This is a genomic window from Pseudomonas sp. 5.2 (assembly GCF_059025405.1).
Genome location: NZ_JBYBHH010000002.1, coordinates 156,472 through 169,506, shown reverse-complemented (window position 1 = coordinate 169,506; position 13,035 = coordinate 156,472). Strand labels below are relative to the sequence as shown.

Below are 13,035 nucleotides of genomic sequence, written 5' to 3'. Positions count from 1 at the left end.
TGGTAGCTTTTTTGTGCCAGAAAACCCACTTCATCCCACTTTCTGCCACTTGCGCACACTATAGGAATCCGCCCGCTGCACCGTCAAGGCACGTTCATAAGGAAAAGCCTTACAGGACCGAGATTTAGCGCGATAAAGGAATGTGGAAAGAGTTCAGGCGGGAAAAAAACACGAGAAAAATCAAACCCACGCAAGCGTATGGAGTTCGAAGTTAAAGTGATTTATTAAGAGTAAGATTTTTTCGGTATTACCAGAGCGCGCCTGCTATCGATTCAAGCAGGGAGGGAGAGGTGGAGAGTCGATCTGTAAGCCGGGTTTTGTCGAGGACAGTCATTCCTCTACGACGGCCATCACTGGACGCCTCTAGCAACCTACCCGGTTCCGACGCGGGCCACGCCTAATGGAACCCTATTTGGTCTTGCTCCGAGTGGGGTTTACCTAGCCACGAACTGTTGCCAGTCGCGCGGTGCGCTCTTACCGCACCTTTTCACCCTTACCGGCACCGAAGTGCTTAGGCGGTTATTTTCTGTGGCACTTTCCGTAGGCTCACGCCTCCCAGGCATTACCTGGCACTCTGCCCTATGGAGCCCGGACTTTCCTCCCCCTGCCGTTTCGCAACAAAAGCTGCGGAACAAAAGCAGGCAGCGACTGTCCAATCGACTCTCCGCTGACAAGGTTAACGGCAGCCGCGCTCAAGAACAAGCGATACCGTAAACTATATCAAATTGCCACTACTGTGCTTTCTGCTTTTCCAAGGCAAGTTGATACAACAGGTTCTTACGTACGCCGGTAATTTCCGCCGCAAGTGCCGCCGCCCGTTTGAGCGGCAACTCCGCTAACAGCAAGTCCAGCACACGCTGCGCCTCGACACTGATGGCCTGCTCGCCCTCAGGCGCACTCCAGCCGCCCACCAATACAACGCACTCTCCGCGCTGCTGATTGCTATCGGCCGCGACAAAAGCACGCAACTCAGCCAAGGGCAGCCCTTTGAGGGTTTCGAAGGTTTTGGTCAGCTCGCGCGCCAACAGCGCCGGGCGCTCAGCACCGAACACTGCCTCCATGTCTTCGAGGCACTCGAGGATGCGGTGAGGGGCCTCATAGAAGATCAACGTACGTGGCTCTTCCTTCACCTGCTCCAGGCGTGCCCGGCGCCCCGCCGTCTTCGCCGGCAAAAAGCCTTCGAAGATGAAACGGTCGGAGGGCAGACCCGCCGCAGAAAGCGCGGCGATCAACGCGCACGCACCGGGCACCGGCACCACATTCACACCCGCCGCCCGCGCCTGGCGCACCAGGTGGTAGCCAGGGTCGGAAATCAACGGCGTACCGGCGTCGGACACCAGCGCCACGTTGTCGCCGGCCAACAGCTTGGTCAGGAAACGCCCACCTTCGTCACGTTCATTGTGCTCATGGCAGGCCGCCAGCGGTGTGTCGATACCGAAGTGCTGCAGCAGGCGGATCGAGTGGCGCGTGTCCTCGGCCGCGATCAGGGCGACATCCGCCAGCACCTTCAGCGCCCTGGCGCTCATGTCGTCGAGGTTGCCGATGGGCGTTGCGACCACATACAGCGTACCCACGGTGGATTTCGAAGCCCCTGCCACATCAGTCACTGCGCACACCTGTCTTTCGGATCAAAGGCGCCATTGTAGCCCGAGCGCCCGCAACAGGGCGCAAAGAACTTCGCAGGCGTTCACCGGCCAGCCGCCTATAGTGAAGGATCAGCATCAGCAACATCGCGCCCCGGCCAGTGCTTGGGTACAATTGCCGGCCAACTTGATCGAGTAACAGGACCTTTACATGATCGCTTGCCTGCGGCTGCTCTCAGCCCTCTGCCTCGCTACCCTGCTGGCAGCCTGCGCCAGCTCGCCCTCATCCAGCCTGGGCGAGCTGCCGCGCACTCCGGACGCCAGTATCGAGCAACTGCTCGAAAAGGCCGCCTCCAGCAAGTCCGCGGAAGACGCCGCCCTGCTGCGCCTGAGCGCCGCAGACCTTGCGTACAAGCAGAAGGACTACCCGCGCGCCGCACGCATTCTCGAGCAGGTCCCGATGGACACGCTCAAGCCCGCCCAGCAAGTGTTCGCCAGCACCCTTGGCGCCGAGCTGGCGATGAGCCGCAACCAGCCCAAAGCGGCGCTGAGCGCGCTGTCGCACCCCAGCCTGCAGCGCGTTGGCGAACTGCCGGTAGAACAGCAAGCACGCACCTACAGCGTCCACGCGGCCGCCCTTGAAGCCGATGGCCAGTCGCTGGCAGCGGCACAACAGCGCATCCTGCTCGCCCCGCTGCTCAGCGGCCAGGCCGCCAGCGCCAACAATGACGCCATCTGGGCACTGGTTGCCGCATTGCCGGCAGAGCAGTTGCAGCAGCCCGCCACCGACCCGGTCCTGGCCGGCTGGACCAGCCTGGCCCTGGCAGTGAAAACCGCCGGCACCCTGGAGCAACAGCAAGCCGCCATCGATGCCTGGCGCAAACAGCACCCGGACCACCCGGCCGCCCAGCAACTGCCGGTGGCGCTGGTCAAGCTCAAGGAGCTGGCCAGCCAGCCATTGACCAAGATCGCCCTGCTGCTGCCCCAGGAAGGGCCTTTGGCGGGTGTCGCCCGCGCGCTGCGCGATGGCTTCATGGCCGCTCACTTCCAGGCCCAGCAATCGGGCCAACCGGCGCCAGCCGTGCAGGTATTCGACAGCTCGCGCATCACCTCGCTGGACGACTTCTACCGCCAGGCCCAGGCCGCTGGTGTGCAACTTGTAGTCGGCCCGCTGGAAAAACCCCTGGTGAAGAAGCTCGCTGCTAATCAGCAGTTGCCAATCACCACGCTGGCACTGAACTATGCAGACGCCGGCCAGACAGCCCCGCCGCAACTCTTCCAGTTCGGCCTCGCCGCTGAAGACGAAGCCCGCGAAGTCTCGCGCCGCGCCCGCGCCGACGGCAAGGTACGTGCCGTTGCCCTGGTGCCAAGCGGTGAATGGGGCGACCGCGTGCTCGCCGCCTTCCGCAAAGACTGGGAAAGCAACGGCGGCACCCTGCTCGCCGCCGAGCGCATCGCCCAGCCGGTCGCCCTGGCCCAGCAAATTGCCGACCTGTTCCAACTGCGCCAAAGCGAAGGCCGCGCCAAGAGCCTGCAAAGCACGGTAGGCGGCAACATCGCCGCGCAGCCATCGCGCCGCCAGGACATCGACTTCATCTTCCTCGCCTCGACGCCGCAGCAGGCCCAGCAGATCAAGCCGACGCTGAACTTCCAGTACGCGGGCGACGTGCCGGTCTACGCCACCTCGAACCTGTACAGCGCCAGCGGTGACGTCAACCAGTACAACGACATGAACGGCATTCGCTTCTGCGAAACACCGTGGCTGCTCGACACCAGCAACAGCCTGCGCCAGCAAGTGGTCCAGCAATGGCCACAAGCAGCCGGCAGCCTCGGCCGCCTGTACGCCATGGGTGTGGATGCCTACAGCCTGGCACCCCGCCTGGGCCAGCTGAAAGCCCTGCCGGATAACCGCATCCAGGGCCTGTCCGGCAGCCTGAGCATGAACGCCAACCAGCGCATCGAACGTCAACTGCCGTGGGCCGAGTTCGCCGGTGGCCAGGTCAAGCGCCTGCCAGACACCGCCCGCTGATGCCCGACGCATCGCCTACCCAGGCCGGCCATGCAGCCGAAAACCAAGCCCTTGAGTACCTCCAAGGGCAAGGTTTGCAGCTGCTGACACGCAATTGGCGATGCAAAGGCGGTGAGCTTGATCTGGTCATGCTCGACGCCGATACAGTAGTATTCGTCGAAGTCCGCTACCGGCTGCACGCGAGCTTCGGTGGCGCCCTCGGCAGTATCGACGGGCGCAAGCAGAAACGGCTGGTGCTGGCTGCCAGCCTTTTCCTGCAGAAGGAGTGCCGCTGGGCCACACACCCCTGCCGCTTCGACGTTGTCGCCCTGCAGGGCAGCCACCACGCAGGCAGACCGCTTCAATGGCTGAAAAACGCCTTCGAATGCTGAACCCACTTCATATTTTTTGCTCTATGTTTCGCGGGCTGGTCGTTGATGCGCGCAGCAAAGGCCACCGCCCCACTTAAGGTCACCAGATGGACATGCAATCCCGAATTCGCCGGCTGTTCCAGGCCAGCATCGATACCAAGCAACAGGCAATGGACATCCTGGCACCGCACATCGAGCAGGCCAGCCTGGTCATGGTCAATGCGCTTCTCAACGAGGGCAAGATGCTCGCCTGCGGCAACGGCGGCTCGGCCGGCGATGCCCAGCACTTCTCGTCAGAGCTGCTCAACCGCTTCGAGCGCGAGCGCCCGAGCCTGCCGGCCATCGCATTGACAACCGACAGCTCGACGCTGACCTCGATTGCCAATGACTACAGCTACAACGAAGTCTTTTCCAAACAGATTCGCGCCCTGGGCCAGCCCGGCGATGTGTTGCTGGCGATTTCCACCAGCGGCAACTCGGCCAACGTGATTCAAGCGATCCAGGCCGCACATGATCGCGAAATGATTGTCGTAGCATTGACTGGACGTGACGGTGGCGGCATGGCTTCGCTGCTGCTGCCCGAGGACGTGGAAATCCGCGTGCCCTCGACAGTCACCGCGCGTATCCAGGAAGTCCACCTGCTGGCGATCCACTGCCTGTGCGACCTGATCGACAGCCAACTGTTCGGGAGTGAAGAATGACCCCTATGCGCCTCGGCCTGATGGCCCTGACCCTGTGCCTGAGCGTTACCGGCTGCAGCTCGGTGCTGACCTCCACCCGCAATTCGCCAATCGAGGACGATCGCGGCACGCGCACCATTGGCAGCAAGATCGATGACTCGCTGATCGAAACCAAGGCTGCGGTGAATATTTCCAAGGCCAGCCCAGACCTGGACAAGGGCTCGCACATCGTTGTCAGCAGCTACAACGGTATTGTCCTGCTCGCCGGCCAAACCCCGCGCGCCGACCTCAAGAGCCTGGCCGAGCAGACTGCAGGCCAAGTGCAGCGCGTGAAGAAGGTGCACAACGAACTGCAGGTGATGCAGCCGTCCTCCATCCTCGCGCGCAACAACGACGCCTGGCTGACCACCAAGATCAAGACCCAGATGCTGACCGACAACGCCGTGCCAAGCTCGCGCATCAAGGTGATTACCGAAAACGGTATCGTCTACCTGCTCGGCCTGGTGACCCAGCAAGAGGCAAACGCCGCCACCGGCGTGGTCCAGAGCGTGTCGGGCGTGCAGAAGATCGTCAAGCTGTTCGAGTACATCGACTGATTCATTGGCCTGTTCCGATCTCATCGCCGGCAAGCCGGCTCTCGCAGGGTTCGTGGTTTACCTGTGGGAGCCGGCTTGCCGGCGATGAGGGGCATACAGGCCACCACAAAGCTTTACCCTTCAGAAATTCAGGAAACACCGCATGAAGAAGCTCCTGCTGCCTGCCCTGCTGATTGGCACCTTCGCCACCCTGGCCGGCTGCTCCACCCCCAGCCTGATCACCCTGAACGACGGCCGCGAGTTCCAGGCCGTCGACGCGCCGCGCTACGAGAAGGCCACTGGCTTCTACGAGTTCCAGCAACTCGACGGCAAACGCACCCGCATCAACAAAGACCAGGTGCGCACCATCAGCGACCTGTAATCGCAGGTGCAACGCAAATAAAAAGGCGATCCGGTTGGATCGCCTTTTTTGTTACTTGACCACTTTGAGGCTCGGCCGGCCTGTCGGACGCGGCGGCTGGCCACCCCCTTCAGGTGGGCCGTCATCATCCGGCTCGACGTCGTCGTCTTCCAGCTCATCGTCTTCCAACGACGGCTCCAGCTCGAAGACCATGCCCTGCCCGTTCTCACGGGCGTAGATACCGAGGATCGCACCAATCGGCACGAACAACGTGTGGGCGACGCCGCCGAAGCGGCCCTCGAAGCTCACCGCATCGTTATCCATGTGCAGGCTGCGCACGGCGCTCGGCGAGATATTCAGGACAATCTGACCATCACTGGCAAAACCTTGCGGCACCTGGACTGCCGGGAATTCGGCATTGACCAGCATATGGGGCGTGCAATCGTTGTCGACGATCCACTCGTACAGTGCTCGAACCAGATAGGGGCGACTGGAGTTCATCAACAGCTCCTTAAAGCTTGCGCATTTCACGTTCTACAGAGGACAGGCTCGCCATGAAAGGCTCGCGGGCGAACTGTCGCTCCATGTAATCCAGCAGCGGCTTGGCTTGCCGCGGCAATTCGATACCCATGACCGGCAAACGCCAGAGTATGGGCAATAGACAACAATCGACCAGGCTTTGCTCATCACTCATGAAGCAGGCGAACTCACCGAACAGCGGCGAGACACCGGTCAAGCTCTCACGCAGCGCCTTGCGCGCCTCGGCCCGGGCAGCGTCAGTGCTGCGCGCGTCGAGCACGGTGTCCGCCAGGGCACACCAGTCACGCTGGATACGGTGCATGAGCAGGCGGCTGTTGCCGCGCGCCACAGGGTACACCGGCATCAAGGGTGGATGCGGGTAACGCTCTTCGAGGTATTCCATCACCACGGTCGACTCATACAACGCCAGGTCGCGGTCGACCAAGGTCGGCACGCTCCCATAGGGGTTCACCTCAACCAGCTTGGGCGGCAGACGGCCAGGATCGACGTCGACGATCTGCACGCTGATGCCTTTTTCGGCAAGAACGAGGCGTACCCGATGAGAATAGTGATCAGCGGGATCGGAATAGCAGGCTAACCTGTTGGTTGCGCCCATGTAGCGCCTCCTCGCACGAGATGCTCGTAAAACTCTAAATGAAAACGCGCCCGGGGTACCCTGGCAAATCTGCTAGGGCCCCCCGGGCGCGTTCAACTACCAGAAATTACTGCGTGATCAGTGCACGTCCTTCCAGTATTCACGCTTGAGCAAATAGGCGAATACGAAGAAGAAAGCCAGGTACAGCAACACATAGGTACCAATGCGCTGGCTTTCCAGTTTGACCGGGTTGGCCGAATAGGCCAGGAAGGTCACCAGGTTCTTGACCTTCTCGTCGAACTGCTCGGTCGTCAGGGTACCGGAATTCGGCGTGATGGTCAGCTGGTCGCACGCTTCATGGGTCAATGGGCTGCCCGTCAGCGGGTCAAACTGCTTCTTGCCATCGACCACACTCTGCACCTGCTTGCAGCCAACCACCTGGTTGCCCTGCAGGCCGACCAGCACGTTGGGCATGCCGACGTTAGGGAACACCTTGTTGTTCACCCCATAAGGACGCGACTTGTCCTCATAGAAGCTGCGCAGGTAGGTGTACAGCCAATCGGTACCCCGCACCCGGGCGACCAGGGTCAGGTCGGGTGGCGCGGCGCCGAACCAGGTCTTGGCATCGCTTGGCTTCATGCCGATGTTCATGTGGTCACCAATCTTGGCACCGGTGAACACTAGCTTTTCAAGCATCAGCTCGTGGGGGATACCCAGGTCATCGGCGACCCGCTCGTAGCGCTGGAACTTGGCGCTGTGGCAACCCATGCAATAGTTGGCAAAGGTACGCGCACCATCCTGCATGGCAGCTTTGTCGGTCAGGTCGATGTCGACCTTGTCCAGCTCCAGGCCGTGTTCCGCAGCGAAGGAAAAGGCAGGCATCACTGCCAGCAAAAATACTGCAATCAACTTTTTCATCAGCCAGTCACCCTTTCCGGAACCGGTTTGGTCTTCTCGAGCCTTGTGTAGAACGGCATCAGCAGGAAGTAGGCGAAGTACAACACCGTGCACACCTGCGACAGCAAGGTGCGCCCTGGTGTCGGTGCCAGCACGCCCAATATGCCGAGGATGACGAAGGCCACGCAGAACACCAGCAGGAAGAGCTTGCTGATCCAGCCTTTGTAACGCATGGAGCGCACCGGGCTGCGGTCGAGCCAAGGCAACACGAACAGCACGGCGATGGCGGCACCCATGGCGATCACACCCATGAGTTTGTCAGGCACCGCACGCAAGATCGCGTAGAACGGCGTGAAGTACCACACCGGCGCAATGTGCTCAGGCGTTTTGAAGGCGTTCGCCTGCTCGAAGTTCGGTTTCTCCAGGAAGTAACCGCCCATTTCCGGGAAGAAGAACACCACGGCGCAGAACACGAAGAGGAACACGACCACGCCGACAATGTCCTTGACGGTGTAGTACGGGTGGAACGGAATGCCGTCCAGCGGGATACCGTTTTCGTCCTTTTTCTTCTTGATGTCGACGCCATCGGGGTTGTTCGAACCCACTTCATGCAAGGCCAGGATGTGCAGCACCACCAGGCCCAGGATCACGATCGGTAGGGCTACCACATGCAGGGCGAAGAAGCGGTTCAGGGTAATACCGGAAATCAGGTAGTCACCACGAATCCATTGGGTGAGGTCGTCGCCGATCACCGGAATCGCACCGAACAGCGAGATGATCACCTGGGCACCCCAGTACGACATCTGCCCCCAAGGCAGCAGGTAGCCCATGAAGGCCTCTGCCATCAGCGCCAGGTAGATCAGCATGCCGAACAGCCAGACCAGCTCACGTGGCTTCTGGTAGGAGCCGTAGAGCAGCCCGCGGAACATGTGCAGGTAGACCACGATGAAGAACGCCGACGCGCCGGTGGAGTGCAGGTAGCGCAGGATCCAGCCGTATTCCACGTCACGCATGATGTACTCGACCGAGGCGAAGGCCTCTTCTGCCGAGGGCGTGAAGCTCATGGTCAGCCACACACCGGTGACGATCTGGTTGACCAACACCAGCAACGCCAGGGAGCCGAAGAAATACAGGAAGTTGAAGTTCTTGGGCGCGTAATACTTGCTCAGGTGGTCTTCCCACATCTTGGTGGCGGGGAAGCGCGCATCAATCCAGTCCATGAACTTGCTCATCATGCGTTCTCCTGATCGACGCCGATGACAATGATGTCGTCCGACTCATACGAGTGCGGCGGCACTGGCAGGTTGAGAGGCGCCGGCTGCGACTTGTAGACACGGCCAGCCAGGTCATAGTGGGAACCGTGGCACGGGCAGAAATAGCCCCCTACCCACTTTGGCCCCAGGTCGGCGGGCGCCACTTCAGGGCGGAACGTCGGCGAGCAGCCCAGGTGGGTGCACAGGCCTACAAGAATGAGTATTTCCGGCTTGATCGAGCGCACCTGCGGGTCGACGTAGGTGGGTTGCACCGAGGCCTTCGACTCGGGGTCGGACAGGTCTGCGGTAATTTTCTTGAGGTTCCCGAGGATCTCCTCCGTTCGCCGTACGATGAACACAGGCTGGCCACGCCACTCGGCCACCATCTGCTGCCCGGCCTCGACCTTGGCGATATTCACCTTCACCGGTGCACCCGCGGCTTTCGCCTTGGCACTGGGAAACCATGACCCCACGAACGGTACCGCAGCCCCCACTGCCCCCGCCGCCCCGACCACAGAGGTCGCGGCTACGAGGAAGCGGCGCCGGCCTGCGTTGACGCCGTCATTGCTCATTCAGTCCTCTCCCATCAGCTTGCTTGGCCTGTTGGATCAGGCCTGTACTTAGGTAATGTCTGTGGCACTAAAAATTGGCCGCCATGGTAAGAAACAAATCCACACACTGACAAGGTGATTACCCGGTTACGGGCTACAACCCTCGCTTTGCTTGATCTGCGTCTATGCGGTAAGCCGTCACGGACATGCTGACAGGTTAGTTCAAGACATAAAAAAAGCCCGGTTCCAAAGGAACCGGGCTTTTTCGACTGCCGAAGCGAAATTAACGCTTGGAGTACTGAGGACGCTTACGCGCTTTACGCAGACCCACTTTCTTACGCTCAACTTCACGAGCGTCGCGGGTGACGTAGCCAGCACGACGCAGAGCGCCACGCAGGGTTTCGTCGTATTCCATCAGAGCGCGGGTGATACCGTGACGGATCGCACCGGCTTGACCGCTGACACCACCACCAGCAACGGTGACGTAGATGTCGAACTTCTCAACGGTCTCGGTCAGCTCCAGCGGCTGGCGAACAACCATGCGAGCGGTTTCGCGGCCGAAGAACACGTCCAGAGAACGGTTGTTGATGGAAATGTTACCAGTACCCGGACGCAGGAAAACGCGAGCGGTTGCGGTCTTGCGACGGCCAGTGCCGTAATTTTGAGTCGCCGACATAATGAACTATCCCGTTAGATCTTCAGTTCTTGAGGCTGCTGAGCAGTGTGTGGGTGAGCAGCACCCGCGTACACTTTCAGCTTACGGTACATGTCGCGACCCAGCGGGTTCTTCGGCAGCATGCCTTTGACCGCGGTTTCGATAACACGCTCAGGGGCCTTGGCGATCAACTTCTCGAAGTTGATTTCCTTGATACCGCCTGGGAAGCCGGAGTGGGAGTAGTACATTTTGTCGGAAGACTTGGCGCCAGTTACACGGATTTGCTCGGCGTTGATGACGACGATGTAGTCGCCGGTGTCAACGTGAGGGGTGTATTCTGGTTTGTGTTTGCCACGCAGACGGCTAGCGATTTCGGTAGCCAGACGACCCAGGGTCTGGCCAGCGGCGTCGACTACGAACCACTCGCGCTTTACTGTTTCCGGTTTAGCAGTAAAAGTTTTCATTCTCTAAAGCCTCAGAGGCCGCCCAGCGAAAAATAGACGGCGAATCTTACTGGATAGTGCACAGCTTGCCAAGGGCAAGCGCGCAGCCGAACACAGACGCTTTTGGGGGCTCGGGTCGGGCACGCCAATGTTCGACGGGGTTCTTCCTGCGTGGTGGTGCATCACTTCCGCCACACGGAGAGGTGCCGAATTATCCAGATTGCGCGAAAAATTTCAACCTGCTTTTATGGGCTTCTTTACCAAGGAGAGTTCTCCCGATGGAATACCGCCAGCTCGGCCGTACCGATCTCAACGTCAGCGCCCTGTGCCTGGGCACCATGACCTGGGGCGAACAGAACGTTCAGGACGAGGCCTTCAAGCAGATTGCGATGGCCAAGGCCGCCGGGGTCAACTTCATCGACACCGCCGAAATGTACCCGGTGCCACCGCGCCCAGAGACCTATGCCGCCACCGAGCGCATCATCGGCAACTGGTTCCGCGAGCAGGGTGATCGCGACGACTGGATCCTGGCCAGCAAGGTCGCAGGCCCCGGCAACGGCATCAGCCACATCCGTGATGGCCAGCTCAAGCACAACCGCCAGCACATCGTCGCGGCGCTGGACGAAAGCCTGAAACGCCTGCAAACCGACCGCATCGACCTGTACCAGTTGCACTGGCCGGAGCGCAGCACCAACTTCTTCGGCAAGCTGGGCTATCAGCACCTGCCACAGGACCACTTCACCCCACTGGAAGAAACCCTCGAAGTGCTCGACGAGCAGGTGCGCGCGGGCAAGATCCGCCACATTGGCCTGTCCAACGAAACGCCGTGGGGCACCATGAAGTTCCTGCAACTGGCAGAAGCCCGCGGCTGGCCGCGCGCGGTGTCGATCCAGAACCCGTACAACCTGCTCAACCGCAGTTTCGAGGTGGGCCTGGCGGAAATCGCCATCCGTGAGCAATGCGGGCTGCTGGCTTATTCGCCGCTGGCCTTTGGCATGCTGTCGGGCAAATACGAGAACGGCGCCCGGCCAGAAAAAGGCCGCCTGACGCTGTTCAGCCGCTTCGCCCGCTACTCCAACCCGCAGACCGTGGCGGCCTGCAGCCGCTATGTGCAACTGGCCCAGGCACATGGGCTGGACCCGGCGCAGATGGCCCTGGCGTTCGTCACACGCCAGCCGTTCGTGACCAGCAACATTATCGGTGCGACTAGCGTCGAACAGCTCGAGAGCAACCTGGCGAGCCTGGACCTGAAGCTGAGCGATGAGCTGCTGGCGGCGATCGAGGCGATTCATCAGGACCAGCCTAACCCGGCGCCCTGAACCCAGTGCAACGCTGTCCCTTTCGCGGGTGAACTCGCGAAAGGGACCGTGCAATTCTGCGGGGTAGACACAATCGCCAAAAAATAAGACGATCCAGCCGGTGATTGACCACTCTACCCTATAAGAACAATGACAATGATGTTTACCCAACCCTCCGCGTCGCTGCGGCGCGTCAGCATCCTGGCCATTGACAAGGTGTTTGCTTCGACCTTGATGCAAGCCAAGGATTTCTTCCACCTCGCCAGCCTGCGGTACAGCAAGCAATTGGGCCTGGGCCTGCAGCCCATGTTCGAAATTGGCCTGGTGAGCCCAGACGGCCAGCCCGTGGACAGCTTCAGTAATGTCCAGCTGCCGGTCGACGGCGGCCTGAACGATGCCGATATCATCATCCTCCCAGCGTTCTGGGACGACTTCGACAACCTCATGCAGCGTTATCCACAGGTGTTGCCGTGGCTGCGTGAGCAACATGCCCGTGGCGCCGTGCTGTGCGCTGAAGCCTCTGGCGTGTTCTGGCTGGCCGAGTCCGGCCTGCTCGACGGCAAGGAGGCGACGACCTACTGGCGTTTCTTCGCCAATTTTGCCGAGCGTTTTCCGAAAATCCGCCTGAACCAGGACAAGCACCTGACCGATGCCGACAATATCTATTGCGCGGGCGGTGCGACGTCGGCCTGTGACCTGTATATCTACCTGATCGAGCGCTTCTGCGGTGCCAACGTGGCCCGCGCCGTGGCCCGCGACATCCTTTACGAAGTGCAGCGCAACTACACCCCGGGGCGCATGGGTTTTGGTGGGCAGAAACTGCACCAGGACCTGATCATTCTGCAGATCCAGCATTGGCTGGAAGAGCACTTCGCCGACAAGTTCCGCTTCGAGGACGTGGCCCGCAACCACGGCATGAGCATTCGCAACTTCATGCGGCGCTTCCAGGGCGCAACGGGCGACAAGCCGCTGCATTACCTGCAACGGCTAAGGATCGAGACCGCCAAGGGCTTGTTGTCGAGCACGCGCAAGAGCATCAAGACCATCAGCTACGAAGTGGGCTACGACGACGCAAGCTTCTTTGCCCGGTTGTTCCGCCAGCACACGGAGTTGTCGCCGAACCAGTATCGGCAGCAGTTCATGCAAGAGGCTTGAGGCCTAGGGGGCCGCTACGCGCCCCATCGCAGGCAAGCCAGCTCCTACAGGGACCGCGCGGTACTTGTGGGAGCAGCCCTTTGGACCGAGT

General features: G+C 60.7%; 15 protein-coding genes and 1 other RNA gene. 7 read left to right on the top strand and 9 right to left on the bottom strand.

The window, feature by feature from the left end; all coding sequences use genetic code 11:
• Positions 1-290: 290 nt before the first annotated feature.
• An RNA gene (rnpB, locus tag AC5PZ0_RS04460) (RNase P RNA component class A) lies at positions 291-664 on the bottom strand.
• Positions 665-731: 67 nt separating this feature from the next.
• A complete protein-coding gene (rsmI, locus tag AC5PZ0_RS04455) occupies positions 732-1,607 on the bottom strand; it encodes a 16S rRNA (cytidine(1402)-2'-O)-methyltransferase (RefSeq protein WP_027594007.1) in 876 nt (291 codons plus the stop codon).
• A 187-nt stretch (positions 1,608-1,794) separates the two neighbouring features.
• Here rsmI and AC5PZ0_RS04450 point away from each other — a divergent pair, with 187 nt between their 5' ends.
• The 5 genes from AC5PZ0_RS04450 to AC5PZ0_RS04430 all read left to right on the top strand — a co-directional run bounded on the left by AC5PZ0_RS04450 (position 1,795) and on the right by AC5PZ0_RS04430 (position 5,599).
• Positions 1,795-3,612 (top strand): penicillin-binding protein activator, encoded by a 1,818-nt coding sequence (locus AC5PZ0_RS04450; RefSeq protein ID WP_099455242.1) that lies wholly within the window; start codon positions 1,795-1,797, stop codon positions 3,610-3,612.
• Positions 3,612-3,983, top strand: a complete 372-nt coding sequence (locus AC5PZ0_RS04445) for a YraN family protein (RefSeq protein ID WP_027594005.1) — start codon at positions 3,612-3,614, stop codon at positions 3,981-3,983. Before AC5PZ0_RS04450 ends, AC5PZ0_RS04445 begins: the two co-directional genes overlap by 1 nt.
• 86 nt (positions 3,984-4,069) lie before the next feature.
• Positions 4,070-4,663, top strand: a complete 594-nt coding sequence (locus AC5PZ0_RS04440) for a phosphoheptose isomerase (RefSeq protein WP_012274070.1) — start codon at positions 4,070-4,072, stop codon at positions 4,661-4,663.
• Complete coding sequence (locus AC5PZ0_RS04435; RefSeq protein WP_027594004.1) at positions 4,660-5,238, top strand: BON domain-containing protein; 579 nt, start codon at positions 4,660-4,662, stop codon at positions 5,236-5,238. The genes AC5PZ0_RS04440 and AC5PZ0_RS04435 overlap by 4 nt, the downstream gene beginning before the upstream one ends.
• Before the next feature lie 142 nt (positions 5,239-5,380).
• Positions 5,381-5,599, top strand: coding sequence for a YgdI/YgdR family lipoprotein (locus tag AC5PZ0_RS04430; protein ID WP_099430372.1), 219 nt, complete (start codon positions 5,381-5,383; stop codon positions 5,597-5,599).
• A gap of 51 nt (positions 5,600-5,650) precedes the next feature.
• Here the strand turns inward: AC5PZ0_RS04430 and AC5PZ0_RS04425 are convergent, their stop codons facing one another.
• From AC5PZ0_RS04425 to rplM, 7 genes are all read right to left on the bottom strand, one after another.
• On the bottom strand, positions 5,651-6,079 hold the full coding sequence (locus tag AC5PZ0_RS04425) for a ClpXP protease specificity-enhancing factor (protein ID WP_265968564.1): 429 nt from the start codon (positions 6,077-6,079) through the stop codon (positions 5,651-5,653).
• Between the two features lie 10 nt (positions 6,080-6,089).
• Positions 6,090-6,713 (bottom strand): glutathione S-transferase N-terminal domain-containing protein, encoded by a 624-nt coding sequence (locus AC5PZ0_RS04420; RefSeq protein ID WP_099430373.1) that lies wholly within the window; start codon positions 6,711-6,713, stop codon positions 6,090-6,092.
• A gap of 117 nt (positions 6,714-6,830) precedes the next feature.
• The gene (locus tag AC5PZ0_RS04415; RefSeq protein WP_027594000.1) at positions 6,831-7,610 is read right to left on the bottom strand and encodes a cytochrome c1; all 780 of its coding nucleotides are present in this window, start codon (positions 7,608-7,610) and stop codon (positions 6,831-6,833) included.
• Complete coding sequence (locus AC5PZ0_RS04410) at positions 7,610-8,821, bottom strand: cytochrome b (RefSeq protein ID WP_027593999.1); 1,212 nt, start codon at positions 8,819-8,821, stop codon at positions 7,610-7,612. The genes AC5PZ0_RS04415 and AC5PZ0_RS04410 overlap by 1 nt, the downstream gene beginning before the upstream one ends.
• Positions 8,821-9,414 (bottom strand): ubiquinol-cytochrome c reductase iron-sulfur subunit, encoded by a 594-nt coding sequence (gene petA, locus AC5PZ0_RS04405; RefSeq protein ID WP_027593998.1) that lies wholly within the window; start codon positions 9,412-9,414, stop codon positions 8,821-8,823. The genes AC5PZ0_RS04410 and petA overlap by 1 nt, the downstream gene beginning before the upstream one ends.
• 262 nt (positions 9,415-9,676) lie before the next feature.
• Complete coding sequence (gene rpsI / locus AC5PZ0_RS04400; protein WP_009404633.1) at positions 9,677-10,069, bottom strand: 30S ribosomal protein S9; 393 nt, start codon at positions 10,067-10,069, stop codon at positions 9,677-9,679.
• A 14-nt stretch (positions 10,070-10,083) separates the two neighbouring features.
• Positions 10,084-10,512, bottom strand: coding sequence for a 50S ribosomal protein L13 (gene rplM / locus AC5PZ0_RS04395; RefSeq protein WP_008097538.1), 429 nt, complete (start codon positions 10,510-10,512; stop codon positions 10,084-10,086).
• A 257-nt stretch (positions 10,513-10,769) separates the two neighbouring features.
• Between rplM and AC5PZ0_RS04390 the strand changes: the two genes are divergently transcribed.
• Together AC5PZ0_RS04390 and AC5PZ0_RS04385 are read left to right on the top strand one after the other, a co-directional pair.
• Positions 10,770-11,810, top strand: coding sequence for an NADP(H)-dependent aldo-keto reductase (locus tag AC5PZ0_RS04390; RefSeq protein ID WP_027593997.1), 1,041 nt, complete (start codon positions 10,770-10,772; stop codon positions 11,808-11,810).
• Between the two features lie 213 nt (positions 11,811-12,023).
• On the top strand, positions 12,024-12,944 hold the full coding sequence (locus tag AC5PZ0_RS04385) for a GlxA family transcriptional regulator (protein ID WP_172960431.1): 921 nt from the start codon (positions 12,024-12,026) through the stop codon (positions 12,942-12,944).
• Positions 12,945-13,035: the final 91 nt, after the last annotated feature.

What these genes read in the sequence shown, in the direction of transcription:
- AC5PZ0_RS04435 (WP_027594004.1), top strand. Translation starts at nt 4,660, where the DNA reads ATGACCCCTATGCGCCTCGGCCTGATGGCCCTGACCCTGTGCCTGAGC.
- AC5PZ0_RS04385 (WP_172960431.1), top strand. Translation starts at nt 12,024, where the DNA reads ATGCAAGCCAAGGATTTCTTCCACCTCGCCAGCCTGCGGTACAGCAAG.
- AC5PZ0_RS04390 (WP_027593997.1), top strand. Translation starts at nt 10,770, where the DNA reads ATGGAATACCGCCAGCTCGGCCGTACCGATCTCAACGTCAGCGCCCTG.
- AC5PZ0_RS04410 (WP_027593999.1), bottom strand. Translation starts at nt 8,821, where the DNA reads ATGAGCAAGTTCATGGACTGGATTGATGCGCGCTTCCCCGCCACCAAG.
- AC5PZ0_RS04440 (WP_012274070.1), top strand. Translation starts at nt 4,070, where the DNA reads ATGGACATGCAATCCCGAATTCGCCGGCTGTTCCAGGCCAGCATCGAT.
- AC5PZ0_RS04415 (WP_027594000.1), bottom strand. Translation starts at nt 7,610, where the DNA reads ATGAAAAAGTTGATTGCAGTATTTTTGCTGGCAGTGATGCCTGCCTTT.
- AC5PZ0_RS04450 (WP_099455242.1), top strand. Translation starts at nt 1,795, where the DNA reads ATGATCGCTTGCCTGCGGCTGCTCTCAGCCCTCTGCCTCGCTACCCTG.
- rpsI (WP_009404633.1), bottom strand. Translation starts at nt 10,069, where the DNA reads ATGTCGGCGACTCAAAATTACGGCACTGGCCGTCGCAAGACCGCAACC.
- petA (WP_027593998.1), bottom strand. Translation starts at nt 9,414, where the DNA reads ATGAGCAATGACGGCGTCAACGCAGGCCGGCGCCGCTTCCTCGTAGCC.
- AC5PZ0_RS04425 (WP_265968564.1), bottom strand. Translation starts at nt 6,079, where the DNA reads ATGAACTCCAGTCGCCCCTATCTGGTTCGAGCACTGTACGAGTGGATC.
- rplM (WP_008097538.1), bottom strand. Translation starts at nt 10,512, where the DNA reads ATGAAAACTTTTACTGCTAAACCGGAAACAGTAAAGCGCGAGTGGTTC.
- AC5PZ0_RS04445 (WP_027594005.1), top strand. Translation starts at nt 3,612, where the DNA reads ATGCCCGACGCATCGCCTACCCAGGCCGGCCATGCAGCCGAAAACCAA.
- AC5PZ0_RS04430 (WP_099430372.1), top strand. Translation starts at nt 5,381, where the DNA reads ATGAAGAAGCTCCTGCTGCCTGCCCTGCTGATTGGCACCTTCGCCACC.
- AC5PZ0_RS04420 (WP_099430373.1), bottom strand. Translation starts at nt 6,713, where the DNA reads ATGGGCGCAACCAACAGGTTAGCCTGCTATTCCGATCCCGCTGATCAC.